Genomic DNA, 25070 nt, shown 5'->3' on the forward strand with positions numbered 1-25070 from the left:
AACCTTGACGTCATTTCGCCAGCGTTGCGCTGCGATGAAAGAAATATCTGGTAATGCGACGAAGGGTCACATCAACCCTGAAATCGGTAGAAATTTTATGCACTGCCTGATGATCTAAGCTCTCTCTGCCACTGGCGAGAGTGGATCGATCAGGCGGCCCGGCCCATCAGCTGCTGCATGTCGCGCAGCCAAAGGCCACTCGGACGCTTGCTGGAAGGGCGTTCGGGCAAACATCGGCGGGGCGATGCGTCACCTCGTCAATCAAATAGCCCAAGGCTCTGGAATACACATGTCGGACCGTTTCGAACTTTATCTCACCTGCCCCAAAGGCCTGGAAGGCCTGCTTGCCGAAGAGGCCAAGGCCCTGGGCCTTGACGATGTGCGCGAGCACACCTCGGCCATCCGCGGCGCGGCCGACATGGAAACCGCCTACCGCCTGTGCCTCTGGTCGCGCCTTGCCAACCGCGTGCTGTTGGTGCTCAAGCGCTTCAACATGAAAAACGCCGACGACCTCTACGACGGTGTGAACGCTGTCGACTGGGCCGATCACCTGGCGGCCGACGGTACTCTGGCGGTCGAATTCAGTGGCCATGGCTCGGGCATCGACAACACCCACTTCGGCGCTCTGAAGGTCAAGGACGCCATCGTCGACAAGCTGCGCAACCGTGAAGGCTTGCGCCCGTCGGTGGAGAAGGTCGATCCGGACGTGCGTGTACACCTGCGCCTGGACCGTGGCGAGGCAATTCTTTCGCTCGACCTCTCCGGCCACAGCCTGCACCAGCGCGGATATCGTCTGCAGCAGGGTGCTGCGCCACTCAAGGAAAACCTGGCAGCGGCAGTGCTCATCCGTGCCGGGTGGCCCCGTATCGCCGCCGAGGGTGGCGCTCTGGCCGACCCGATGTGCGGTGTAGGTACCTTCCTGGTCGAGGCTGCCATGATCGCCGCCGATATGGCACCCAACCTCAAGCGCGAGCGCTGGGGCTTCAGCGCCTGGCTTGGCCATGTACCGGCGACCTGGCGCAAGGTTCACGAAGAGGCGCAGGCCCGTGCACAGGCTGGTCTGGCCAAGCCGCCGCTGTGGATTCGCGGCTACGAGGCAGACCCACGGCTGATCCAGCCGGGGCGCAACAACGTCGAACGCGCAGGCCTGAGCGACTGGGTCAAGATCTACCAAGGGGAAGTTGCCAGCTTCGAGCCGCGCCCTGATCAGAACCAGAAGGGCCTGGTCATCAGTAACCCGCCCTATGGCGAGCGTCTGGGTGACGAGGCCAGCTTGCTGTATCTCTACCAGAACCTCGGCGAGCGCTTGCGCCAGGCGTGCATGGGCTGGGAAGCGGCGGTGTTCACCGGTGCGCCAGAGCTGGGCAAGCGCATGGGCATCCGCAGCCACAAGCAATATGCGTTCTGGAACGGCGCACTGCCGTGCAAACTGCTGCTTTTCAAGGTGCAGCCTGACCAGTTCGTCACCGGCGAGCGTCGCGAGGCCCAGGCCGAGAGCGGCGATACCCGCCGACCGCTGCCGGTAGCCAATGAGCCTGCACGCCTGTCCGAAGGCGCTCAGATGTTCGCCAACCGCCTGCAGAAGAACCTCAAGCAACTGGGCAAGTGGGCGCGCAAGGAGCAGATCGACTGCTACCGCGTGTACGATGCCGATATGCCTGAATATGCCTTGGCGGTCGACCTCTATCAGGATTGGGTCCACGTGCAGGAGTACGCCGCGCCACGCTCGATCGACCCGGAAAAGGCCCAGGCGCGCCTGCTCGATGCCTTGTCGGCGATCCCCCAGGCGCTGGGCGTCGACCCGCAGCATGTGGTGCTCAAGCGCCGTGAGCGGCAGAGCGGCACCCGCCAGTATGAGCGCCAGGCCACCGAAGGGCGCTTCCATGAGGTCAGTGAAGGTGGTGTCAAGCTGCTGGTCAACCTCACCGACTACCTCGACACTGGCCTGTTCCTCGACCACCGCCCGATGCGCATGCGCATCCAGCGTGAGGCCGCCGGCAAGCGCTTCCTGAACCTGTTCTGCTACACCGCGACGGCCAGCGTACATGCCGCCAAGGGCGGTGCGCGCAGTACCACCAGCGTCGACCTGTCCAAGACCTACCTGGACTGGGCGCGGCGCAACCTGTCGCTGAACGGTTTCTCCGAGCGCAACCGCCTGGAGCAGGGTGATGTCATGGCCTGGCTGGAAGCCAATCGCGACACCTACGACCTGGTCTTCATCGACCCGCCAACCTTCTCCAACTCCAAACGCATGGAAGGTGTGTTCGACGTGCAGCGTGACCACGTGCAACTGCTCGACCTGGCCATGGCGCGCCTGGCCCCCGGCGGTGTGCTGTATTTCTCCAACAACTTCCGCAAGTTCCAGCTCGACGAGCACCTGGCTGCGCGGTACGTGGTGGAGGAAATCACGGCGCAGACACTGGACCCGGACTTTGCCCGCAACAATCGCATCCACCGCGCCTGGCGCCTGCAACTGCGCTAATGCGACAGGCAACGTTGCATCGCTAATGGCCAATAGCTATAACTCAGCACAGGGCCATGATTTTCGCAGGACGCTGACGTGACGAGACCGATCTATGTCGAAGTATGGCGTGCGTGCGAAGGTGTTGGGCCTGTGCAGCCAGGCGATGGCTGCCTGGGCAGTGGCGTTGGTGGCGCTGGTGGCCGGCAGCTTGCTGTCGATTGCCCTGGCGCTGGCCACGCATGCGTTTTACAAGCAGCAACTGCGCCAGCGCTTCGAGCTGCTGGCCAGCGAGCGTTATAGCCGCATCGCCGAGCGCTTCGATGACCAGGAGCAGCGCCTGGACAGCTTGCGCCGTTTTTTCAGCTTCTCCAACGACGTCACCCCAGGCGAATTCAACGGCTACGCCCGCCCCTTGCTGCGTCGTACCCAGGCTTACTCGTGGGCGCCGCGAGTCGAAGGCGCGCAGCGGCGGGCGTTCGAGCGCCAGGCCAGTGCTGCGTTGGGTCAGACCTACCTGATCCGTGACCTGGACGAGCGGGGCGATTGGCACCCGGCGCCGCCGCGTGATCACTACTACCCGGTGCTTTACACCCAGGCAACCCAGATGCAGGGGCAACCTTACGGTATGGACCTGCGCGGCCAAGCGGTACGTGACCAGACCCTGATGCGTGCCGTGGAGCCCGGCAGCATGGCAGTGTCGGCGCCGCTGGACATGATCAGTGTCGCGCCGGGCTACGCCCGCGGGCTGTTGATGGTCGCGCCGGTGTTCTACACCGCGCAGGCTGACGGGCCTGCAGGGTATGTCATGGCGCTGCTGAACCTGCGGCAACTGATCACGGACGGCCTGCCGGCCATTGCCGAGGACAACCTGGTGGTACGCATCGTCGACCCCAGTGGGCGTGATGGCCATGAGCTGTTGTTCGACTCGCAGAACCCGGCCGCGCCGTTGGCGTTGGTCAGCACGCAGCTGCTGCACCTGGCCGACCATCATTACCAGCTTGATATCCGCCCCAGCCAGGTATTCATGCAGGGCAACCGCTCCTCGGCAGCACTGGCTGTGGGCTTGCTCGGTGGCCTGCTGAGCCTGTTGCTCAGTGCGTTACTGTACAGCCTGTTCAGCCAGCGGCAACGGGCGCTCAAGCTGGTGGAGCAGCGTACCGCGCAGTTGCGGGTCAGCGAGCAGTCGTTGCGCGAGACGCATAATCAGCTGCGCAGTGTGCTTGATGCTGCTACCCAGGTCGCGATCATCGCGACCAGCCTCAAGGGCGTGGTCAGTACCTTCAATGCCGGTGCCGAACGCATGCTGGGTTACGCGGCCAGCGAAGCGGTCGGGCACCTTCATCTGGAACACCTGGTCCTGCCTGAGGAACTCAGCCAGCGCGCCCATGCCCTGAGCCTGCGCTACGGGCGTCAGATTGACGGTGGCCAGGCGATGTTCGCCGAGACCTTGCAGGGCGGTGGCGCGCAGCCAGGCGAGTGGACCTTGGTGCGCAAGGACGGCAGCCAGCTGTTGGCCAACATGCTGGTCACCGCAGTGCTCGACGAGCAAGGGCTTTGGGTGGGTTACCTGGCAATTTGCATCGATGTCACCGAGCAGCGTCGTGTGCATGAGGCGCTGGCGATGCGTGATCGGCTGCTGGAGAAGCTCAGTGCCGAGGTGCCGGGCGGCATTTATCAGTATCGCCTGGACGCCAACGGCCACTCATGTTTCCCCTACGCCAGCCAAGGGCTGTTCGATATCTACGAGATCGACTTGCAGTTGCTGCAGAAGGACGCCACGGTGGTGTTCGAGCGCATTCATGCCGATGACCTTGAGCGCGTGCGACGTTCCGTGCGCGACTCGGCCGAACACCTGTCCCCTTGGCGTGAAGAGTACCGCGTGTGCCTGCCCAAAGCCGGTTTGCGCTGGGTGCGCGGCGAGGCCACGCCCGAGGTCGGTGAAGACGGTTGTACGCTCTGGCATGGTTACCTGACCGACATTTCCGACCTCAAGGGTGTGGAGGAGGATTTGCGTAAGCTGTCGGTGACCGACGCCCTGACCGGTATCCACAACCGCCGCTACTTCCAGGAGCGGCTGAAGGCCGAACTGGACCGAGCCCAGCGTGATGATCAGGAACTGGCAGTGATCATGCTCGACATCGACCACTTCAAGAGGATCAACGACCAGTACGGCCATGCCGTGGGGGATCATGTGCTGCGCAGCTTGTGCCAGCGCATCGGTCAGCGCTTGCGGCGTACCGACGTTTTCTGCCGGCTTGGCGGGGAAGAGTTCATGGTGCTGTGCCCAGGCAGCAGCGCCGAACAGGCGCGGCTGTTGGCGATGGAACTGTGGCACGGCGTGCGCAACGTGCCTGTCGAAGGCGTTGGCAAAGTGACCGCCAGTTTTGGCGTGGCTGGATGGCGGCCGGGGGAGGGTGCCGATGCCCTGTTGCTGCGGGCTGATGCTGGCGTCTATGCAGCCAAGCAGGCAGGCAGGGATCGTGTCGAGGCAGAATTGAGCTGAGGCGTGCGTGCCGGCCTCATCGCCGGCAAGCCGGCTCCCACCCCAACCGCGCAGTTCTCAAGGCCTGCGCTTTGCCTGTGACAGCCCCCGCCTTGCCCAATTTCTAAAAGCCGGCGCAAATCCAAGTGGCAGCCAGCTTGCCGGCTCCCACCGCGACCGCGCAGAGCCTAAGGCCTGCGCTGTACCTGTGGAGGCAGCGGTCCTGCCCAATTTCTGAAGCCGGCGCAAATCCATGTGGGAGCCGGCTTGCCGGCAATGAGGCCGGATCTGTTGGAGTCAGATCATGGGTTGACGCCTGCCGTCCGGTTACCGGCTTTGGGTTGGCGATACAGGTCCAGCAGTACCTGGTCGAGTACCTGCGATGCACCCCAGGGTTTCGGGTCGTTGAGGATCGCCGCCACTGCCCAGGTATTGCCGTTGCTGTCACGGCTGAAACCCGCGATGGCGCGTACGGTATTCAAGGTGCCCGTCTTGATGTGGCCTTCGCCGGCCATGGCGGTGCGCTTGAGGCGCTTGCGCATGGTGCCGTCCATCCCCACCAATGGCATCGAACTGATGAACTCGGCGGAGTAGGGGCTATTCCACGCCGCTTGCAGCAATGCAGCCATTTCCCGGGTGCTTACCCGTTCCGCACGCGACAGGCCCGAGCCGTTTTCCATCACCAGGTGCGGCGCGGTGATACCTTTCTTGGCCAACCACTGGCGAATCACGCGTTGGGCGGCGCGGGCATCGTCGCCATCGGCGTCGGTACGGAACTGTGCGCCAAGGCTCAGAAACAGCTGTTGGGCCATGGTGTTGTTGCTGTACTTGTTGATGTCGCGGATCACCTCCACCAGGTCGGGCGAGAAGGCCCGTGCCAGCAGGCGAGCGCCCTTGGGCACGTTCTCGATGCGGTCACGGCCCTGGATGCTGCCACCCAGCTCGTTCCAGATCGCGCGCACGGCACCGGCGGCGTAGGTCGGGTGATCGAGCAGCGCGAGGTAGGTCTGCGAGTTGCAGCCATCGCCCAACTGGCCGCTGACCACCACACTCATGCCATCGGCTTGAGGCACCGGGTTGTAGCGTACATCGCCAGTGCACTTTCTGGAGGCAACTGCCTTGACCTGGTTGTCGATGCGAATGCTCGCAATGGGTGGCTCAACGGCGACAGTCACTTTGCCGCCATCGTTGCGGGCGACGAAGCGCAGGGCCTTGAGGTTGACCAGCAAGGAGTCGGGCTTGACCAGGAAGGGCTTGTTCATGTCGCCGCCGTCATCATTGAAATGCGGCAGGTTGGGCTGTACGAAGTGGCTGCGGTCCAGCACCAGGTCGCCGGTAATGGTGCGCACGCCGTTGGCGCGCAGGTCACGCATCAGCAGCCACAGTTTCTCCATGTTCAGCTTGGGGTCACCGCCGCCCTTGAGGTACAGGTTGCCGTTGAGCACGCCGTTGCTCAGGGTGCCATCGGTGTAGAACTCGGTCTTCCACTGGAAGGTCGGGCCGAGCAGTTCGAGGGCTGCATAGGTGGTGACCAGCTTCATGGTCGAGGCCGGGTTGACCGACACATCGGCGTTGAACACGGTCGGCGTGCCAGGGCCATTGAGCGGCAGCATCACCAGTGACAGTGCGCTGTCCTGCAGTTTGCTGGCTTTGAGCGCTTGCTGAACCTTGGGTGGCAGCGTGGTGTTTACAGCCGCAGCCTGGCTGGGCAGGGCGAACGGCAGGAGCATGCCGGCGAGAACGAGGGGGCGGAGCGATTTGATCATATGAGATTCATACCCTGCGGACGAGGGAAAAAGACATAGGGGCTGTAAGAGATGATGGCCCCCCTACGAAATATAGTGCGCATTATGCCCCAAGCGCAGCACTGATGCGCCACGTTCGACGGAAAAGCGCCGTTGTACTGCGGAAACTGTTAAAGTGCCGCGCGTTATTACTCAAGAGGATTGTTTCATGGCTACCAACCGTTCCCGTCGTCTGCGCAAGAAGCTGTGCGTTGATGAATTCCAGGAGCTGGGTTTCGAATTGAACCTGGGTTTCAAGGAAGACCTGTCCGACGAAGCCATCGATGCCTTCCTCGACGCCTTCCTGGCAGAAGCCATGGACGCCAACGGCCTGGACTATGTCGGTGGTGATGATTTCGGCCTGGTTTGCCTGGCAGAACGTGGCTCGGTCAGCGAAGAGCAACGTGCCGCTGTCGAAGCCTGGCTCAAAGGCCGTAGCGAACTGACCTCCATCGAAGTCAGCCCGCTGCTGGACGCCTGGTACCCGGAAAAGCCGATCAACCCGGCTTCCTGATGCTCGGCTGAAGCGGCGCCCGTTCGGGCGGCCGCTTCATCAAGGCTTGGTCAGTTCTCTGGCCAAGGCTTTCTCTACGCGGCGCATGTGCCGTGCCAAAGCCTGTCGCCGCTGTTTCAGCTGCGCTGCGGGCAACCCGTTCTGTTCCAAGGCCTCACAGGCCGCCATCAAGTGCTGCGCTTCCAGCATCCGCGCCGCGCTGAGGATCTTGTGTGCCTGCTCGGCGATGGCCTCGGGCTGGGCTTCAGGGTTCAGGCCCATGAGCGTTGCCAAGTCCTGCTGCAGGCTCATCAGCAACGCCTTGAGAAACCGCTCACGGTCGTTGGGGTTATCGCCAACGATATTGCGCAGACCTTTGAGATCGAACGGTGCCTCCTTTGCGGGCCGCTCCCGCCGGGGGGCGATATTGGCCAGGCGTTGGCTCAAGGTGCGCAGGCTGATGGGTTTGAGCAGGCAGTCGTCCATCCCGACACTGAGGCATTTCTGCCTGACTTCGGGCTGGGCGTTGGCGGTATAGCCCAGGATAACGCAGGGAGTGCGCCCGTTCTGGCGTTCTTCGGCGCGCACAGCAGCGGCAAGCTGATAACCGTTCATGTGCGGCATGTTGCAATCGAGGACGATCACGTCGAATTGCCCTTCGCGCCATTTTTCCAGGCCTTCGCTGCCATCGCTGGCAGTGGCCTGGCTCAGGCCAAGGTAGCCCAGCTGTTGCGCCATCAGCATCAGGTTGGCCGGGTGGTCGTCGATCACCAGCACCTTCAGCCGGGCATCGGGGACGTCCATGTCATCGGCTTCCAGCACCTGCGGCGGCAGAGCGTCTACACGTTGCAGCGGGACGCTGAAGCGAACCTGCGTGCCGAAATCCGGCACGCTCTTGATGCTCAGGCTCGCGCCCATCATTTCGCACAGGCTACGGCAGATGGCCAGGCCCAGGCCGGTGCCGGCGCGAGCGCCCTGGCTGTGTGGGTTGGCCTGAACGAAGGGATTGAACAGCCGTTGCAAGTCATCGTCGTGAATGCCGATGCCGGTGTCACGCACTTCCAGCTCCAGGCTCGGAGGCACTGAGGGGGCTTCTTCATGCAGGCTGAGGCTGATGCGCACCTGACCCTGCCCGGTGAACTTGATGGCATTGCTGATCAGGTTGGACAGGATCTGCTTGAAGCGTAAGGGGTCGAGCAGGACGTGGCAGCGGGCGCTGGGGTCGATCTCGACGTCGAAGGCCAGGCCTTTTTGCCGTGCCTGGCCATCGAACACGCGGCTCACCGATTCGACCAGCGCCGCAAGGTCGACCGGCTCGGGTGCAAGGGACAGGTGGCCAGACTCGATACGCACGATATCCAGGATGTCACCGATCAGGCCCAGCAGGTCCTTGGCCGAATGGTGGGCGACTTCCAGGGAGGTGCGATCGATCTGCCCTTGATGAGCACGCTTGACCGCCAGTTCGAGCATGCCGATGACCGCGTTCATCGGGGTGCGGATCTCATGGCTGATGGTAGCCAGGAAGGTACTTTTGGCGCGGTTGGCATCATCAGCCAATTGCTTGGCCTCGCGCAGCTCCTGCACCAGCTTGCGCCGCTCGCTGATGTCGATCCAGCCACCGATGATACCCTGGACCTCACCGAGTGAATCACGGTACGGCAGGATCCAGTGGTAGATGGTGATTTCGCGATCCTTGAGCCGCAAGGGGCGGTCGATGATCAACGGAACGCCGGCGGCCATCACCTGCAGATAGTCGGCATGGATCTGGCGAGTGCTGTCCGACCCTGCGAACAGGCTGTCCTCCAGGCGCTTGCCGATGACCTCTTCGTGGGTCGCCTGCACCGCTTCCAGGTAACTGGCATTGCAGCTTTGCAAACAGCCCGCTCTGTCCCTTACGTACATGGGGTGCGGGGTGCCGTTGAGCAGTGCGCCCATGAACTCCAGTTGATCGCTCAGGGCGCGTTCGGCGTGCTGGCGCTGTTTGATCTGGCGGCGCAACCGGGCGTTCCACAGCAGCGCGGCCAACAGCAGCACAGCGGTCCCCAGCAACACTTGCATGGCAAGGCGCTTGAAACCCAGCCAGTTGCTGTCGTCATGCTGGCTGTAGCCACTCCAGCGGTTGTTGATCACCCCCAGCTCTTCCGGCGAAATACTCAGCAGCGCCTTGTCCAGGATCGATGCCAATTCTGTTTCCTGTGCGGAGGTGGCCATGGCGAAGCTCGCAGGCTCGGTACCGACCGTGCTGCGGATCACCAGTTTGGCGTTACCTGCCACGGCATGATTGGCATCGATCAAGGTCGTGATGACGGCATCGACTGCACCACTGCTCAGCAGTGCCATGGAATAGTAGGGGCTCTCGGTCTCGATCCAGCCGGTCTGCGGGTATCGGGTTGTCAGCAGTTCGGACATTTCGCTGTAGCGGGTGATGGCGATGCGCCGACCCTGCAAGTGTTCCAGTGAGGTGTACTGGGGCGTTTCGGTGCGCGTCACCAGCACATAGGTGCTTTCCAGGTACGGCCGGCTGAGCTGCAAGTGCTCCTCGCTCATGTCATCCACGGCAAGCGCTGCGATCATGTTCACGCGCCCGTCCTCGAGTCGGGCGATCATCTCAGCGATGCCGTTGGCGCGTTGCACTTCGAAGCGCAGGCCTGTACGCAGGCGGATCAGGTCCAGCAGGTCGGCGGTGATCCCGCGGAAATGGCCATTGCCGTCGAAATACGACAGCGGTGCAGCCGTTTCGTCGATAGCCACCTGCATCACAGGGTGGCGGCGCAACCACTGCTCTTCTTCGGCCGTGAGCTGCAGTTTGCGCTCGCTCAGCAGCAGGTCGCTGCCGGCACTCCAGCGTTTGAAGATGCTGGCGCGCACGGCAGCTGGCTGGCGATCCAGGGCCAGGTTCACCAGATCCTTGAGAATGGTATCTTGCGCACGCATCGCAAAACTGAAGCCGACGCTTTCATGTTTGCCGAAGCTGGCCATGCGCAGGCGCGGCAGGTGGCCGCGGTTGAGCTGATAGTGCGTGGAGATGGTATCGCCGATGAACACGTCAGCCTGCCCGAACGCTACGGCATTGAGGGCTTGGGAAGATGAACCGAAGGCCAGCAGTTCTGCTTTGGGATAGACAGTGCTGACTTCTTCTCGGGGCAGATAGTGATACAGCATGCCCAGGCGCATCCCCGCCATGCCCGGGTTGAGTGTGCGGCGTTCGTCTTCGCGGGTCACCAGCACTGGCTGGTCCACGGCATAAGGGTCCGAAAGCGCCAGGCCATCGCTCGCTGCTTCATAGCCATTGGCGCTGCCGAGCAGGTCGATCTCACCTTTCTTGAGCGCCTCTACCGCAGCTTGCCGGTTGGGGTAGCGCAGCACTCGAATCGGCACTTGCAGGACCTTGCCGATCAGGCTGGCATATTCGGCGGTAAGGCCTTGATAGTCGCGGCCGCCACTGGTTATGTCGAACGGCGGATAGTCGGGTGCAGACGTGCCCAGCTTCAGGTATTGGCGGGCCATCAGCCATTCCCGCTGTTGCGCGGTCAGTTGTGGGGTGACCGGTGGGGCCGAGGAGCGGGAAAGCAGGGAATACGGCACCGCCTCAAGCTGAGAAGCCTGCGCTGCGCAGCAGGCCAATGGCAGTGCAAGGGCCAGCCAGGCAAGAAGTCGCGCCATGTGACACCTCAGACCAGCGCGTTGCGTTTGGCCATTTCAATAAGGTCGACCAAGGTGTCGACCTGGAGTTTCTGCATCAGGCGCTTCTTGTAGGTGCTGACGGTCTTGTTGCTCAGAAACATGCCTTTGGCAATTTCCTTGTTGCTGCGCCCTTGGGCGAAAAGTTGCAGCACCATAAGTTCACGATCATTGACCTGGCGGAAAAGCCGCAAATCGGTATCCGCTGTTTCGTGGTCGATGTGGATGGCCTGGCTGGGGAAATAGTTGTATCCGGCAAGTACCGCCTTGATAGCGCTGAGCAACTCGCTCAGGTCTTCCTGCTTGCACACATAGCCTGCTGCACCCGAGTGCATGCAGCGTATGGCGAACAGCGCGGGCGATTGCGCGGTGAGGACCAGCACCTTCAGCGGCAACGCCATGGCCTGAAAGCGCGAAAGGACCTCCAGGCCGTCTAGCTTGGGGATGCTGATATCCAGAATCACCAGGTCGGGCAGCGTTTCGCGGATCATCTGCATGGCGTCCACGCCATTGTCCGACTCGCCGACGACTTTGTAGTTCTGGTTTTCAAGCAGCATACGGACAGCCAGGCGGATGACGGGGTGGTCATCGACAATAAATACGGAGTGCATGTTCAACTTCCCTACGGCGGATGACGGGGCAGGGGGCACCTTAACCCAGTTGCATCTGACATGGGGTGTGAAGTGGGGCGATTAAACGTATATGGGAAATGGCTTACAGTGGAAAGCAATTTGAGCTACGAAGCGTAAGAGTTTGATTCAGTGTCAAAGGTCCATTGGTAACTTTTTATTTGGAGATACTCTTTCTGTTTAACAGTTGACGATATTTGTAGGAAATATCCTTCAATAAAAGGGGCCGCATGCGTAAAGGCATGCGGCAGCACCCAGGTTCAGGTCGGGCTGGAGCGGCCGGTCATCTCGCGGGCCATCTCGCTGGCATAGCTGTCGGTCATGCCGGCGATGAAATCGATCATGCGCAGGTAGGCTTTGTGCAGAGAATCATGCGGGTGGGGGGCATTGTTACCAATCAGATCCAGTACGCGGCGGCTCTTGAAGGACGGCGTGCGCCCGCCATGCTGCTCCAGGGCGGCAGCACAGAAGGTGTTGAGGAGGATTTCCAGGGTGGTGTAGGCACCGATTTCGTGCAGCGTTTTACGCTTGTCCTGGAATATCTTGTTGCGTGCCATGTCCTTGGCCTGAAGCACGCAGCGCTTGGCCGGGCCATGCATGTGCTCGACCAGGTCGCCGCTCAATTGCCCGGCAAGCAAGGCCTGCTGTTGCTCGACGAAAGCGCTCGCAGCGGCGTTGGTCAGGTGCTCGATGGCCTTGCCACGCAAGATCGCCAGCTTGCGTCGCCGCGAATCTGCAGGGCCAAGCTGGCGATAGGTTTCTGGCAAGTCATCGCCGACCAGGTCCAGCAACAGTGCTTCCACTTCGGCGTACTGCAGCAGCTCCATCTCCAGGCCATCTTCCAGGTCGATCAGGCCGTAGCAGATGTCATCGGCTGCCTCCATGAGATAGACCAGCGGATGGCGCGCCCAGCGTTGCTCCTCCAGTAAGGGCAGGCCGAGCTTCTGGGCGATCTGTTCTAGCAGCGGCAGTTCGCTTTGGTAGCAGCCGAACTTGTGCTTCTTGTACCCCAGGGCATCGGCATGCCGGGCGGTCCAGGGGTATTTCAGATAAGTACCCAGGGTGGCGTAGGTCAGGCGGGTACCGCCGTCGAACTGGTGATACTCAAGCTGGGTGAGCACGCGAAAGCCTTGGGCATTGCCTTCGAAGTTGAGGAAGTCGCCGCGCTCGTCATCCGTCATGTCATCCAGCCAGCCGCGCCCTGCAGCCTGCTGGAACCAATGGCGGATGGCATCTTCGCCTGAATGGCCGAACGGTGGGTTGCCGATGTCGTGGGCCAGGCAGGCGGACTGCACGATCATGCCCAGATCACTGGGTTCGCACCAGTCTGGCAGGCTGCCCCGTAACGTTTCGCCGACGCGCATGCCCAGTGAGCGCCCTACACAGCTAACCTCGAGGGAATGGGTCAGGCGTGTGTGAATGTGGTCGTTGCTGGAAACCGGGTGAACCTGGGTCTTGCGCCCCAGGCGGCGAAACGCGCCTGAGAAGATGATCCGGTCGTGGTCCTTGTGGAAGGGGCTACGCCCCAGTTCCTCAGGGCTGTACAGGGCTTTGCCCAGGCGCTCGCGGGTGAGCAGGGTATGCCAGTCCAAGGCTCGCTCTCCTGTAGGTCGAATGGCGTAGCTTCCGGTGTCGCGCGGGGCTGTGCAAGCGGAAAATCGCTACCGGCCTTATCGTCGGCAAGTCGTCGCTCACAGGTGCGAGCCACGCTGCAAACGCGTGGGTCACCTGTGATTGACGGCTCTGGTGGTGGCTCAGGAGCGCCGTGGGCCTTGCAGATACAGCTTCACCAGCGGCAGCAGGGTAGTGCCCAGGCGCACCAGCCGCGATAGGTTGCCGCTGCGCACCCCTTTACCGGTCAGAAAGCCCAGCGCCACCACCGCACCAATGCCCCATAGAGGGGCGTGCTTGATGCCCAGGCCATCATGCAGTGAGCCGCCCATGCCGCGCAGGCGGTGCAGTGGCTGCAGCATTTGCCCGGACTCCTGGCGGATTTGCTGGCGGTGCATCTCCATGCGCAGGCGCAGCAGGGCTTTGCGCAGCTCTCGTGGGTTACGTGTATTGGGTAGTTCAGGCAGGCTCATGGCAGCAGACGCTCCCGATCCTTGGCAAGTTCTTCGAGGGTGGCGCCAAACGGCGAAGACTCGTCGAACACCGCGGCTTTCAAGCGGAGGCCGCAATACAGCGCAGCCACACCATAAAACACACACAGGCCGATTATCCCGGCCAGGCGGTAGCTGTCCCACAGCAACACCAGCAGCAGGCCTGACAGGGCTGTCAGCAGCAGCAGGGCGAACACCAGCGCCAGGCCGGCGAACAGCAACAGGCTCAGGGTGCGTCCTTTCTGCTCCTGCAGTTCGATACCGAACAGTTCGATATGGCTATGCAGCAGCCCCAGTATCGCGGCGCCCAGGCGCCTGCCCGAAGCGCCGGTGCCAATGGCGTCATTGTCCATGGAAGCTCCTTAACGCCGATTGGCCAACAGGCCAATCAGCAGGCCGACACCTGCGGCAATGCCGATGGCCTGCCAAGGGTTTTCCTGTACGTAGTGCTCGGCACTGCCCAAGGCCGCCTGGCCCCGCTCACGTACCGACTCCTGGGTCAGTTGCAAGGTTTCTCGGGCCTGGGTAAGGCGCTCGTGAATCTGCTCACGCAGCTCATCGGCCTGGTCGCCCGCCAGATTGGCGGTGTCGGCCAGGAGCTTCTCTGTGTCACGGACCAAAGCCTGAAAGTCCGCCATCAATATCTCTTGTGCAGTCTTTGCCGATTTGCTGGCCATGGTGCTCTCCCTGTGTCGATATGTAGGTCATTCGAGTTTCGCTGAGCGCTGAAGGTTCACTTCCGTTGCTGGTATGGGCCTTGCTAAAGAAGATTGCCACAACGCGGGGCGTAAACCGCAGCGGTGCGCCGATAAAGGGCAACGACCCCGGCATATACCGATAAACCTTAACCCAATCCACGACAAACCCAAGAAAAACCACGCAGGCTTCGCTCGGTTCACCGTACCCGGGCAGTGGGCTGGCACCGATCCGGTGCATGGATGCAGGTTCTTGAACTGTCCTGGTGCCTTTTTTCAGTCAGGTCTGCCTTTTCATGGACAACATGCACAGCGCCATGGACACCCTGGTCCACGGTTCCAATACACTTTTCATCCTCATGGGCGCCATTCTGGTGCTTGCCATGCACGCGGGCTTCGCGTTTCTCGAAGTGGGCACCGTGCGCCACAAGAACCAGGTCAATGCCTTGTCGAAGATACTCAGCGATTTCGCCATCTCGGCGCTGGTGTACTTCTTCATCGGTTACTGGGTTGCCTATGGTGCGAGTTTTCTGGCCCCGGCATCCCAACTGGCCGCCGACCACGGCTATGCGCTGGTCAAGTGCTTTTTCCTGCTGACGTTCGCAGCAGCCATACCGGCGATCATCTCCGGGGGCATCGCCGAGCGTGCGCGGTTCGTGCCTCAGCTGTGTGCCACAGCGTTGATCGTAGCCTTCATTTACCCGTTCTTCGAGGGCGTGGTATGGAATGGCAACTTCGGTGCTCAGGCATGGCTGCAGGCGCGCTTCGGTGCGCCGTTCCATGATTTCGCAGGGTCGGTGGTGGTGCATGCGATGGGCGGCTGGCTGGCACTGGTGGCAGTGCTGCTGCTTGGGGCTCGGCGGGGGCGGTACCGTGAGGGTCGGCTGGTGGCCTTCGCGCCATCGAGCATTCCGTTCCTGGCACTGGGCTCGTGGATCCTGATCATCGGCTGGTTCGGCTTCAATGTCATGAGCGCGCAGACCTTGCAAGGCGTCAGTGGCCTGGTGGCGATCAATTCGCTGATGGCCATGGTCGGCGGCACCCTGGCAGCCTTGTTGGCCGGGCGCAACGACCCGGGTTTCCTGCACAACGGGCCGCTGGCTGGGCTGGTGGCGATCTGTGCAGGTTCGGACCTGATGCATCCGCTCGGTGCGCTGGCTACTGGCCTAGTGGCGGGCGTGTTGTTCGTGTGGAGCTTCACTGCCGCGCAAAACCGCTGGAAGATCGACGACGTACTGGGCGTATGGCCTTTGCACGGGCTGTGCGGCGTATGGGGCGGGATCGCCTGTGGCATCTTCGGGCAGGCGAGCGTAGGCGGTATGGGCGGCGTCAGCCTGATCAGCCAGTTGATCGGGAGCCTGTCAGGGGTGCTGATCGCGCTGCTTGGCGGCTTTGTGGTGTACGGGCTGATCCGTGCGGTCCTCGGCCTGCGCCTGAGCCATGAGCAGGAGTTCCAGGGCGCCGACCTGTCGCTGCACCGCATCGGTGCCACCAGCCAGGATTGAGCGAGCCAGGTGCACATGGGGCGGTAGCGACCTAGAATAGGCTTCTCATCCACGCCAAACCGGGTCCCGCCCCATGCTGCCTGAATGCCAACTCTTCGGCACCGTCGGGTGCCACTTGTGCGAAGTGGCCGAATCGGTGCTCATGCCGTTCGTCGATCATGGTCTGCTGGTCGAGCTGGTCGATATCGCCGACAGCGAGGCGCTGTTCGAGCGCTACGGGCTGATCATTCCCGTATTGCGTCGTTGCGATACGTCGGCGGAGCTGCACTGGCCGTTCGATCCTGAACAGGTCGTGGCCTTCCTCGCGCAATGATGGCGGCAGGGGAAGCATCGCCTGCCTGCATGCGCTGAGCTGTTGCTCGAAGATGCCGTACCGGCGACAGACGCCGGTACTTCATCATCGTCGAGAATGCAGTCATGTTCATCACACCAAACTTTACCCTGGAAGAGATGGTTGCCTCGCAGGTCGCCTCTCGCGAAGGGCTGGACAATACGCCACCGCAGCAAGTCATCAGTAACCTTCATCTACTCTGTCACGCCCTTGAGCAGGTGCGAGCATTGTTCGGTCTGCCGGTGATCGTCAGCAGTGGTTACCGCTCACCCGCGCTGAACAAACGGATAGGCGGCTCTTCGCGTAGCCAGCACCTGCACGGGCTGGCTGCAGATTTCAAGATATTCAGCATCAGTCATCGGGAGGTGGTCCGCCGGGTGAGCGCAAGCGCAGTGAATTTCGACCAGATGATCCTCGAGTTCGACAGTTGGGTCCACCTGTCGGTAACCCCGGACGTGCCGCGTCGTGAAGTGCTGACCATCCGCAGGGGCACAGGCTACCTGCCAGGTTTGCGGTGAGGCGTGGATCAATTGACGGCGGGGTGTGCAAGTTCGTATGCTGTATATAAATACAGTATCGAGGTAAGCCCATGCTCAATGTCGAGCAACTCAAGTACAGCGTCAACCGCATGCCGGTGGAGCGGGTATGTGACGCCGTGCTGGAACTGCGCCTCGAAGGCCTGGTCACCGATGACCGTACGCCGTTCGGCAAGGTCCATTTCAACACCTGCTTCGCCGAGATCGAGGCCCTGTTTCAGCGGGCCGGGTACCATCGAGGGTTGGATGTGGTGGGTTACCAAGGCTTGCTGTATGCGCTCTATGATCCAGGCCGCTGGGAGCCCGTGCAGGTTCTGCGCTGGCTGAAGGCACGCAGCGAGGCCGTGGTCCAGGCTGGTTGAGCTGGCGGGGTTGGGGGATAATGCCCGGCCCTGCCTGCCCCGAGTCTCGCCATGACCACGCCATTCGACCCCGCCCGCCAGCAAGCCAGCACGGTCTGCCTGCCACCTGGCAACTGGGCGACGGTACTTGATTGCCTGTGCGACCATTTCAAGGCGATCGAGCGTGCCCAGTGGCTTGACCGTTTTGCTCGTGGCCGGGTGCTCGACGCCGAAGGCCGGGCGGTCGCAGCCGACCTGCCTTACCGCCGCGGCATGCGTCTGCACTATTTTCGCGAGGTGCCCAACGAGCGGCCGATCCCGGTTCAGGAAACCATCCTGCATGTGGATGAGCATCTGGTGGTGGCCGACAAACCGCATTTTCTGCCGGTTACGCCGACCGGTGAATATGTCGAACAGACTTTGCTGCGCCGTCTGATCCGGCGTCTGGACAACCCTCACCTGGTGCCGTTGCACCGCATCGATCGGCATACCGCAGGGCTGGTGTTGTTTTCGGCCAACCCGCAAACCCGCAGCGCGTACCAGCGTCTGTTTCCCGAGCGTCGTATCGACAAGCGCTATCAGGCCATCGCCCCGGCCTTGCCCCAGCATGATTTTCCGCGGGTGCATAAAAGCCGCCTGGTGCATGGCGAGCCGTTTTTCCGTATGCATGAGGTACAGGGCGACGATAACAGCGAAACCCTGGCCGAGGTGCTGGAGAAGCGGGGGGAGTTGTGGCGCTACGGCCTTTCGCCGGTGACTGGCAAGACCCATCAACTGCGGGTGCACATGGCGGCACTGGGGGCGGGGATTTGTAACGACCCGTTCTATCCAGCGCTTCTCGAGGTGGAAGATGATTACCAGCGGCCATTGAAGCTGCTGGCACACAGCTTGCGCTTTGCCGACCCGTTGACGGGGGACGAGCGGTTTTTCGAGAGCCGCCTGACCCTCGGTTGGTAGTGCCCCTTCAAGGTTAGTGCCGCGAAGGGGCGCTGTGTTGTCAGCGGTTGAAGCGCTCCACCAGTGAGTATTGGCCACCGGCGGTAGTGGTCAATGCTTCGCTGAGCTGTGCAGAGTGCTGCGCCTGTTCGGCTGTCTGGTCGGCCAGTTCGGCGATCGTGCTGATGTTGCGGCTGATCTCGTCGGCCACGGCAGTCTGCTCTTCAGTGGCGGCTGCGATCTGGGTCGCCATGTCGGTAATGTTGGCCACCGCCTCGCTGATCCCCACCAACGCCTGGTCCGCCTGCATCACACGTTCTACGCCCTCCTGAGCCTGGCGATGGCCAGACTCCATGGTGAGCACGGCGTTGTTGGCCGTCTGTTGCAGCTTGGCAATCAGGCCATGGATCTGCCCTGTGGACTCAGCGGTGCGCTGGGCCAGCTGGCGCACTTCATCGGCTACCACGGCGAAGCCACGGCCCATCTCGCCAGCGCGGGCCGCTTCGATGGCGGCGTTCAGTGCCAGCAGGTTGGTCTGGTCGGCGATGCCCTTGATCACATCGACCACGCCACCGATTTCGTCGCTGTCCTTGGCCAGTTGTGTCACGGTTTCGCCGGTTTCACCCACGGCCGCCGACAGGCGCTCGATGGCGTCGCGGGTTTCACCGGCGATCTGCCGGCCCTGGCTGGTCAGGCGGTTGGCTTCCTGCGTGGCATCGGCAGTGCGCTGTACATGGTTGGCCACCTCCTGGGTCGTGGCGGCCATCTGGTTGACGGCAGCGGCAACCTGCTCGGTCTCGACCCGCTGGCGCTCCAGCCCCGAGGAGCTCTTATGGGCCAGGACATCGGACTGGCGTGCCTGATCGCTGAGGTGTTCGGCGCTGTCCTGCAGGCGGGTCAGGCAGGTTTTCATACGCGCGTCCTGGCTGAGCAGGGCCATTTCCAGGCGCGCCTGCACGCCACGGCTGTCGGTGAACATCTGCGCGATCAAAGGGTCGGAGGTGGTCTGTTCGGCCAGGCGCAGCAGGCGTTTGAGGCCGCGTTGTTGCCAGCCCAGGCCCAGCAGGCCGAGCGGCACCGACAGGGCGGCGGCCAGGGCGAAGCCCCAGGAATGCCCGAGCCAGTTACCGATCAGGAAACCGACCTGGCTGACCAGGATGAAGGGCAGCCAGTCCTGCAGCACTGGCAGCCACTTGTCACGCCGCGGAACGGCCGGTTTGCCCTGGTTGATGCGCTGGTACAGGGCTTCGGCGCGGCGGATCTGCTCGGCGGTGGGCTTGACCCGCACCGACTCGAAACCGGTCACCTGGTTGTTGTCGAAGATCGGCGTGACATAGGCGTTGACCCAGTAATGGTCACCCGACTTGCAGCGGTTCTTGACGATACCCATCCAGGGCTGGCCTTGCTTGAGGGTCTGCCACATGTGGGCGAACACCGCAGGGGGCACATCCGGGTGGCGTACCAGGTTGTGCGGTGCGCCGACCAGTTCCTCGCGCGTGAAGCCGCTGATCTCGACGAACGCATCGTTGCAATAGGTGATCACACCTTTGGCATTGGTGGTCGAGATCAGGCGTTGTTGGGCAGGGAAAGTCCTTTCCCGTTGAGTGATCGGCTGGTTGTTACGCATGGGCTGAGTAATCCGCAAGGCTTTCGACAGATATCGGCAAGCCAGCGTTTTTATTGAATGGAGATTTAACTTCGTTGATCTGGCGCAGGAACAGGCGGCTTTGATTGCGTTAGCAGCCTGGCACGTTCGCGAAAGAAGGCGCCACTATTGGCGATGTATTGCAGATGATGACGTGCGGGTCAAATCATGACTGATTGGTAGGCCAAGCGCCAGGCGTCGAAACAAAAAGGGGCGCATGTGCGCCCCGGTCACTGAGTTTCAGCTGGCGATCAGTTGCCGCAATACATAGTGCAAGATGCCGCCGGCTTTGAAGTACTCCACTTCATTGACGGTATCGATCCGGCACAGCACCTCGATGTCTTGCTGCTGCCCGTCCTCACGGGTGATGCGCAGTTGCAGGGTCATGCCGGGTTTTACCTGAGCCCCGGTCAAGCCCAGGATGTCGATTTGCTCTTTGCCGGTGAGCCCGAGTTGCTTGCGATCGTGGCCGGCTTTGAACTGCAACGGCAGCACGCCCATGCCGACCAGGTTGGAGCGGTGGATGCGCTCGAAACTCTCCGCCAGTACCGCCTTGACCCCCAGCAGGTTGGTGCCCTTGGCTGCCCAGTCGCGGCTGGAGCCGGTGCCGTATTCCTGGCCGGCGATCACCACCAGTGGTGTGCCTTGAGCCTGGTAGCGCATGGCCGCGTCGTAGATCGAGAGTTTTTCCCCGGTGGGTACGTACAACGTGTTGCCGCCTTCTTCACCGGCGAGCATTTCGTTGCGGATACGGATGTTGGCGAAGGTGCCACGCATCATCACCTCATGGTTGCCCCGCCGTGACCCGTACGAGTTGAAGTCATGAGGTTCCACGCCTTTTTCGCGCAGGTAGCGCCCGGCCGGGCTGTCGACCTTGATGTTGCCGGCGGGGGAGATGTGGTCGGTCGTCACCGAATCGCCAAGCAGGGCGAGAATGCGCGCGCCCTGGATGTTCTCGATCACTGGCAGTGGCCCGCCAATGCCGTCGAAGAACGGAGGGTGCTGGATATAGGTGGAGTCGTCCTGCCACACGTAAGTGGCCGCCTGCGGTACCTCGATCGCCTGCCATTGGGCGTCACCTGCGAATACTTCGGCGTACTCCTTGTGGAACATCGCCGTATCGACCTTGGCCACGGCGTCGGCGATTTCCTGCTGGCTGGGCCAGATGTCGCGCAGGTACACGGGCTGCCCGTCCTTGCCTGTGCCCAGTGGGTCACGGATAAGGTCCAGGCGCACGCTGCCGGCCAGCGCGTAGGCCACCACCAAGGGTGGCGAGGCCAGCCAGTTGGTCTTGACCAGCGGGTGCACCCGGCCTTCGAAGTTGCGGTTGCCCGACAGTACCGAGGCCACGGTCAGGTCGGCGCTACCGATGGCGTTCTCGATGGCCTCGTCCAGTGGGCCGGAGTTGCCGATACAGGTGGTACAACCGTAGCCGACCAGGTCGAAACCCAGTTGGTCCAGGTAAGGGGTGAGCCCGGCGGCGTTGTAATAGTCGGTGACCACCTTGGAACCAGGTGCCAGCGAGCTCTTCACCCAGGGTTTGCGCTGTAGCCCTTTCTCCAGCGCCTTTTTCGCCACCAGGCCAGCCGCCATCATCACGCTGGGGTTGGAGGTGTTGGTGCAGGAGGTAATGGCGGCAATCACCACAGCGCCGTCGCGCAGGGTATAGGTCTGGCCCTGGTGGCTGTAGTCGATTTCCCGGGCCTGGTCGGCATTGCCCACCGCTACACCTCCACCGCCTTCGCTTTCCAGGCGGCCGACCTCTTTGGCCAGCGGTTTGGGTTGCAGTTCGATGAAGTGGTCGAACGCTTGGCTGACCTGGCCGAGCGCAACGCGGTCCTGCGGGCGCTTGGGCCCGGCTAGGCTTGCTTCGACGTCACCCATGTCCAAGGCCAGGGTATCGGTGAACAGCGGTTCCTGGCCTGGCAGGCGCCACAGGCCTTGTGTCTTGCAGTACTGTTCGACCAGTTGCACCGTTTGCTGCGGCCTACCCGAAAGGCGCAGGTAGTCCAAGGTGACTTCATCGACCGGGAAGAAGCCACAGGTCGCGCCGTATTCCGGCGCCATGTTGGCAATGGTGGCACGGTCGGCCAAGGGCAGGTCGGCCAGGCCGTCACCGTAGAATTCGACGAACTTGCCGACCACGCCTTTCTTGCGCAGCATCTGGGTCACGGTCAGCACCAGGTCGGTGGCGGTGATGCCTTCGCGCAGCTTGCCGGTAAGCTTGAAACCGATCACTTCCGGGATCAGCATCGACACTGGCTGGCCGAGCATGGCAGCCTCCGCTTCGATCCCGCCCACACCCCAGCCGAGCACGCCCAAGCCGTTGATCATGGTGGTGTGCGAGTCGGTGCCGACCAAGGTGTCCGGGAACGCGTAGGTGCGCCCGTCGGCCTCACGGGTCCATACCGTACGGCCCAGGTACTCCAGGTTGACCTGGTGGCAGATGCCGGTGCCCGGCGGCACTACGCGGAAATTGTCGAACGCGCTCTGGCCCCAGCGCAGAAAGGCGTACCGTTCACCGTTGCGTTGCATCTCGATGTCGACGTTTTCACTGAACGCCTTGGGGGTGGCGTAGCGGTCGACCATCACCGAGTGGTCGATCACCAAGTCCACAGGCGACAGCGGGTTGATTCGCTGTGGGTCGCCCCCGGCCTTGGCCATGGCAGCGCGCATGGCCGCCAGGTCGACGACCGCTGGCACGCCGGTGAAATCCTGCATCAGTACCCGCGCCGGGCGGTATTGGATTTCGCGATCGGAACGACGGTCTTGCAGCCAGTCGGCGAGCGAGCGCAGGTCGTCGCTGCTGACCGTCTTGCCGTCTTCCCAGCGCAGCAGGTTTTCCAGCAGCACCTTGAGCGACATGGGCAGGCGCTGCAGGTCTCCGAGCTGTCGTGCCGCTTCGGCAAGGCTGTAGTAGTGGTAGGTCTGATCGGCCACTTCGAGGGTTTTGAGGGTGTTCAGGCTATCGAGCGAGGGCATTGCCAACTCCTTATGCACCGGTGCCCGGCATTGGCTGGTTGATGCCGGTGTCACCGCGGTGTTTCGGCCCGCACGGTACGGACCTGGCTGAAGAGTCAGGTTAGACCGGTTTGTCTGCCCTGACCCTATTCTGGACCGGCGGGGCATGTCGCAGGTTCCGATCTTCCTTTATCATCGCCGCCCTGCCGGCGCCTTTGGTGCGTCAGCCGTAGTGGAGTGAGAGATGAATACCCTGTTCATGCATAGCCGGCCCGGGTTCGAGGGCGAGGTCTGCGCGGAGATCAGCGAACACGCTGCCCGCCTGGGGGTTGCCGGTTATGCCAAAGGCAAGCCGCAGAGCGCCTGCGCCGAGTTTGTCTGCGCCGAAGCCGACGGTGCCGAGCGGTTGATGGCGCAGTTGCGCTTTGCTCAACTGATCTTCCCGCGCCAGTGGGCGCGGGGGAGCTACATCGAACTGCCTGAGACCGATCGGGTCAGCGTGTTGCTTGAGCATCTGCGGGCATTGCCGGTGTTTGGCAGCCTGTGGCTGGAGGTGCTCGACAGCAACGATGGCAAGGAGCTGTCGACGTTTTGCCGCAAGTTCGAGGTGCCGCTGCGCAAGGCGTTGGAAAAAGCCGGGCGCTTGGTCGATAACGCCAGCCTGCCTCGGCTGTTGCTGACGTTCATCAGTGGTCGTCGGGTATTCGTTGGCGTTGCCGATGCGAACAACAGTGCGCTGTGGCCGATGGGCATTCCTCGCTTGAAATTCCCGCGGGAGGCGCCGAGCCGCTCGACGTTGAAGCTTGAAGAGGCGTGGCACCAGTTCATTCCGCGCGAGCAGTGGGAGCAGCGGTTGGGCGATGACATGACCGGTGTTGATCTTGGGGCATCGCCGGGTGGCTGGACTTACCAACTGGTACGCCGGGGCATGCTGGTCACTGCGATCGACAACGGGCCGATGGCCGAGAGTTTGATGGACACTGGTCTGGTGCAACACTTGATGGCCGATGGCTTCACCTGGCAGCCCAAGCAACCGGTGGACTGGATGGTCTGCGATATCGTCGAGAAGCCTGCGCGTACTACTGCGTTGATCGAGACTTGGTTGGGGGAGGGCTTGTGCCGGGAGGCGGTGGTCAATCTGAAATTGCCGATGAAGCAGCGATATGCCGAAGTGCGTCGGCTGCTGGACCGCATGGAGGCGACCTTCAAGGCGGGCAAGGTCAAGGTTTCGATTGCCTGCAAGCAGCTGTATCACGACCGTGAGGAAGTGACCTGCCATCTGCGCAGGCTGGACCTGAAGCCGCGAAAATAAGCCGCTGCCGCTGCCGCTGCCGCTGCCGCTGTCTTGCTCTTGCTTTTCAGTGCGCGGTAGATCAGACGCTGCAGATTGCGACTTCAGGAGGCCGAACGGAGGTCTTGCGGAGGGAGGTGACGGGCATGGATGCCCGTCAAGCGCTTCGGCCCATGGATGGGCCGTGAGCGCGGTCCTCCCGGGAGCAAGGCCGGAGTGAGGGAACCCCGGAGCGAAGCGTAGGGGCCGGATGATGGGAGCGGGCGGTTTTTGTGGGCCTGCCCCGTGATTCAGCGCCTCCCCGGCAAATGGATCTTCACGCTAGCTGAAAGCCACAAGCCACAAGCCACAAGCCACAAGCCACAAGCCAGAAGCCAGAAGCCAGAAGCCAAAGCTTATGCTGGGGTTTTTATTCATCTGGGCATATCCATTTGCTGTGGCGACGCTCACTCACCTTTCCGCCCTTACGGCGGGTCACTTTTTGGCAAACGCCCCAAAAAGTAACCAAAAAAGGCTGGCTCCTATCATCCGGCCCCTACGCTGCGCTTCGGGGTTCCCTCGCTCCGGCCTTGCTCCCGGGAGGACCGCGCTCACGGCCCATCCATGGGCCGAAGCGCTTGACGGGCATCCATGCCCGTCACCTCCCTCCGCAAGACCTGCGCTCGGCCTCCTGAAGTCGCAATCTGCGGTGCCTGAACTACCGCGCGCTGAAAAGCAAAAGCAAAAGCAAAAGCACAGGCACAGGCACAGGCACAGGCACAGGCACAGGCACAGGCAAAGGCAAAGGCAAAGGCACAGGCACAGGCGAGGTCGCGGCGAAGGCGAGGGACATTGCGCTTGCAGCGCAGGGGCGGGTGGGTATTGGTGCGTGCCGCGCTATGCGCCACAATAGCGATCATTTGCGGAGCCACCCATGACAGACTTCACCCCCGACGCCATCCTCGATGCCACTGGCCTGAACTGCCCAGAACCGGTGATGATGCTGCACACCCACGTACGCAATCTGGCCGCCGGCGGCCTGCTCAAGGTCATCGCCACCGATCCCTCCACCCGCCGCGACATTCCCAAGTTCTGCAACTTCCTTGGCCACGAACTGCTCCAGCAGCAGGAAGAAGCCGGTACCTACCTGTACTGGATTCGCAAGAAAGCCGACTGATCCACGCTGGATCGTGCCGGGCATAGCACCTACACTGC

General features: G+C 62.2%; 19 protein-coding genes. 10 read left to right on the forward strand and 9 right to left on the reverse strand.

The annotated features are described in order from the left end of the window. The first annotated feature begins 289 nt into the window (after positions 1-289). Positions 290-2482, forward strand: coding sequence for a bifunctional 23S rRNA (guanine(2069)-N(7))-methyltransferase RlmK/23S rRNA (guanine(2445)-N(2))-methyltransferase RlmL (gene rlmKL, locus OSW16_RS08350; protein ID WP_241803114.1), 2193 nt, complete (start codon positions 290-292; stop codon positions 2480-2482). A gap of 94 nt (positions 2483-2576) precedes the next feature. Next, the gene (locus OSW16_RS08355; protein ID WP_267822218.1) at positions 2577-4967 is read left to right on the forward strand and encodes a diguanylate cyclase; all 2391 of its coding nucleotides are present in this window, start codon (positions 2577-2579) and stop codon (positions 4965-4967) included. A gap of 281 nt (positions 4968-5248) precedes the next feature. Here the strand turns inward: OSW16_RS08355 and dacB are convergent, their stop codons facing one another. Then, positions 5249-6712 carry a D-alanyl-D-alanine carboxypeptidase/D-alanyl-D-alanine-endopeptidase gene (dacB, locus tag OSW16_RS08360; protein WP_267822220.1) on the reverse strand — a complete coding sequence of 488 codons (1464 nt, stop codon included), beginning with the start codon at positions 6710-6712 and terminating at the stop codon, positions 5249-5251. Positions 6713-6899: 187 nt separating this feature from the next. On the opposite strand from dacB, the gene OSW16_RS08365 reads away from it, so the two are divergent. Next, positions 6900-7244, forward strand: coding sequence for a YggL family protein (locus tag OSW16_RS08365; RefSeq protein ID WP_267822222.1), 345 nt, complete (start codon positions 6900-6902; stop codon positions 7242-7244). A gap of 39 nt (positions 7245-7283) precedes the next feature. Here the strand turns inward: OSW16_RS08365 and OSW16_RS08370 are convergent, their stop codons facing one another. From OSW16_RS08370 to OSW16_RS08395, 6 genes are all read right to left on the reverse strand, one after another. Next, positions 7284-10886: a transporter substrate-binding domain-containing protein gene (locus OSW16_RS08370; protein WP_267822224.1), complete on the reverse strand. Its 3603-nt coding sequence runs from the start codon at positions 10884-10886 to the stop codon at positions 7284-7286. A gap of 8 nt (positions 10887-10894) precedes the next feature. After that, positions 10895-11515, reverse strand: coding sequence for a response regulator transcription factor (locus OSW16_RS08375; RefSeq protein ID WP_267822226.1), 621 nt, complete (start codon positions 11513-11515; stop codon positions 10895-10897). Positions 11516-11793: 278 nt separating this feature from the next. After that, positions 11794-13125 carry a deoxyguanosinetriphosphate triphosphohydrolase gene (locus OSW16_RS08380; RefSeq protein ID WP_241803134.1) on the reverse strand — a complete coding sequence of 444 codons (1332 nt, stop codon included), beginning with the start codon at positions 13123-13125 and terminating at the stop codon, positions 11794-11796. A 162-nt stretch (positions 13126-13287) separates the two neighbouring features. Continuing rightward, entirely contained in the window at positions 13288-13617 is a 330-nt protein-coding gene (locus tag OSW16_RS08385) for a hypothetical protein (protein ID WP_241803135.1), read from the reverse strand. After that, positions 13614-13988 carry a phage holin family protein gene (locus OSW16_RS08390; RefSeq protein ID WP_241803136.1) on the reverse strand — a complete coding sequence of 125 codons (375 nt, stop codon included), beginning with the start codon at positions 13986-13988 and terminating at the stop codon, positions 13614-13616. The genes OSW16_RS08385 and OSW16_RS08390 overlap by 4 nt, the downstream gene beginning before the upstream one ends. Positions 13989-13997: 9 nt before the next feature. Next, positions 13998-14312: a DUF883 family protein gene (locus OSW16_RS08395; RefSeq protein ID WP_012313531.1), complete on the reverse strand. Its 315-nt coding sequence runs from the start codon at positions 14310-14312 to the stop codon at positions 13998-14000. A gap of 314 nt (positions 14313-14626) precedes the next feature. Between OSW16_RS08395 and OSW16_RS08400 the strand changes: the two genes are divergently transcribed. From OSW16_RS08400 to OSW16_RS08420, 5 genes are all read left to right on the forward strand, one after another. Then, positions 14627-15835, forward strand: a complete 1209-nt coding sequence (locus tag OSW16_RS08400; protein WP_267822229.1) for an ammonium transporter — start codon at positions 14627-14629, stop codon at positions 15833-15835. Between the two features lie 73 nt (positions 15836-15908). Then, a complete protein-coding gene (locus OSW16_RS08405) occupies positions 15909-16148 on the forward strand; it encodes a glutaredoxin family protein (RefSeq protein ID WP_267822231.1) in 240 nt (79 codons plus the stop codon). Between the two features lie 104 nt (positions 16149-16252). Further along, complete coding sequence (locus OSW16_RS08410) at positions 16253-16684, forward strand: D-Ala-D-Ala carboxypeptidase family metallohydrolase (protein WP_267822233.1); 432 nt, start codon at positions 16253-16255, stop codon at positions 16682-16684. Positions 16685-16755: 71 nt separating this feature from the next. Beyond that, entirely contained in the window at positions 16756-17064 is a 309-nt protein-coding gene (locus OSW16_RS08415) for a transcriptional regulator (protein ID WP_267822235.1), read from the forward strand. Between the two features lie 51 nt (positions 17065-17115). Continuing rightward, positions 17116-18000 (forward strand): pseudouridine synthase, encoded by an 885-nt coding sequence (locus tag OSW16_RS08420; protein ID WP_267822237.1) that lies wholly within the window; start codon positions 17116-17118, stop codon positions 17998-18000. A 40-nt stretch (positions 18001-18040) separates the two neighbouring features. Here the strand turns inward: OSW16_RS08420 and OSW16_RS08425 are convergent, their stop codons facing one another. Together OSW16_RS08425 and acnA are read right to left on the reverse strand one after the other, a co-directional pair. Next, positions 18041-19606, reverse strand: a complete 1566-nt coding sequence (locus OSW16_RS08425) for a methyl-accepting chemotaxis protein (protein WP_267822239.1) — start codon at positions 19604-19606, stop codon at positions 18041-18043. A gap of 258 nt (positions 19607-19864) precedes the next feature. After that, positions 19865-22606: an aconitate hydratase AcnA gene (gene acnA / locus OSW16_RS08430; RefSeq protein ID WP_267822241.1), complete on the reverse strand. Its 2742-nt coding sequence runs from the start codon at positions 22604-22606 to the stop codon at positions 19865-19867. Between the two features lie 223 nt (positions 22607-22829). Between acnA and rlmM the strand changes: the two genes are divergently transcribed. Together rlmM and tusA are read left to right on the forward strand one after the other, a co-directional pair. Then, positions 22830-23897 carry a 23S rRNA (cytidine(2498)-2'-O)-methyltransferase RlmM gene (gene rlmM / locus OSW16_RS08435; RefSeq protein WP_267822243.1) on the forward strand — a complete coding sequence of 356 codons (1068 nt, stop codon included), beginning with the start codon at positions 22830-22832 and terminating at the stop codon, positions 23895-23897. Between the two features lie 892 nt (positions 23898-24789). Continuing rightward, positions 24790-25032, forward strand: a complete 243-nt coding sequence (tusA, locus tag OSW16_RS08440) for a sulfurtransferase TusA (RefSeq protein ID WP_012313540.1) — start codon at positions 24790-24792, stop codon at positions 25030-25032. The last annotated feature ends 38 nt before the right edge of the window (positions 25033-25070 follow it).

Source organism: Pseudomonas putida (assembly GCF_026625125.1).
Classification (GTDB): domain Bacteria; phylum Pseudomonadota; class Gammaproteobacteria; order Pseudomonadales; family Pseudomonadaceae; genus Aquipseudomonas; species Aquipseudomonas putida_X.

What these genes read in the sequence shown, in the direction of transcription:
- tusA (WP_012313540.1), top strand. Translation starts at nt 24,790, where the DNA reads ATGACAGACTTCACCCCCGACGCCATCCTCGATGCCACTGGCCTGAAC.
- OSW16_RS08385 (WP_241803135.1), bottom strand. Translation starts at nt 13,617, where the DNA reads ATGAGCCTGCCTGAACTACCCAATACACGTAACCCACGAGAGCTGCGC.
- acnA (WP_267822241.1), bottom strand. Translation starts at nt 22,606, where the DNA reads ATGCCCTCGCTCGATAGCCTGAACACCCTCAAAACCCTCGAAGTGGCC.
- OSW16_RS08365 (WP_267822222.1), top strand. Translation starts at nt 6,900, where the DNA reads ATGGCTACCAACCGTTCCCGTCGTCTGCGCAAGAAGCTGTGCGTTGAT.
- OSW16_RS08395 (WP_012313531.1), bottom strand. Translation starts at nt 14,312, where the DNA reads ATGGCCAGCAAATCGGCAAAGACTGCACAAGAGATATTGATGGCGGAC.
- OSW16_RS08375 (WP_267822226.1), bottom strand. Translation starts at nt 11,515, where the DNA reads ATGCACTCCGTATTTATTGTCGATGACCACCCCGTCATCCGCCTGGCT.
- OSW16_RS08415 (WP_267822235.1), top strand. Translation starts at nt 16,756, where the DNA reads ATGCTCAATGTCGAGCAACTCAAGTACAGCGTCAACCGCATGCCGGTG.
- OSW16_RS08405 (WP_267822231.1), top strand. Translation starts at nt 15,909, where the DNA reads ATGCTGCCTGAATGCCAACTCTTCGGCACCGTCGGGTGCCACTTGTGC.
- OSW16_RS08355 (WP_267822218.1), top strand. Translation starts at nt 2,577, where the DNA reads ATGTCGAAGTATGGCGTGCGTGCGAAGGTGTTGGGCCTGTGCAGCCAG.
- OSW16_RS08370 (WP_267822224.1), bottom strand. Translation starts at nt 10,886, where the DNA reads ATGGCGCGACTTCTTGCCTGGCTGGCCCTTGCACTGCCATTGGCCTGC.
- dacB (WP_267822220.1), bottom strand. Translation starts at nt 6,712, where the DNA reads ATGATCAAATCGCTCCGCCCCCTCGTTCTCGCCGGCATGCTCCTGCCG.
- rlmKL (WP_241803114.1), top strand. Translation starts at nt 290, where the DNA reads ATGTCGGACCGTTTCGAACTTTATCTCACCTGCCCCAAAGGCCTGGAA.
- OSW16_RS08425 (WP_267822239.1), bottom strand. Translation starts at nt 19,606, where the DNA reads ATGCGTAACAACCAGCCGATCACTCAACGGGAAAGGACTTTCCCTGCC.
- rlmM (WP_267822243.1), top strand. Translation starts at nt 22,830, where the DNA reads ATGAATACCCTGTTCATGCATAGCCGGCCCGGGTTCGAGGGCGAGGTC.
- OSW16_RS08410 (WP_267822233.1), top strand. Translation starts at nt 16,253, where the DNA reads ATGTTCATCACACCAAACTTTACCCTGGAAGAGATGGTTGCCTCGCAG.
- OSW16_RS08420 (WP_267822237.1), top strand. Translation starts at nt 17,116, where the DNA reads ATGACCACGCCATTCGACCCCGCCCGCCAGCAAGCCAGCACGGTCTGC.
- OSW16_RS08390 (WP_241803136.1), bottom strand. Translation starts at nt 13,988, where the DNA reads ATGGACAATGACGCCATTGGCACCGGCGCTTCGGGCAGGCGCCTGGGC.
- OSW16_RS08400 (WP_267822229.1), top strand. Translation starts at nt 14,627, where the DNA reads ATGGACAACATGCACAGCGCCATGGACACCCTGGTCCACGGTTCCAAT.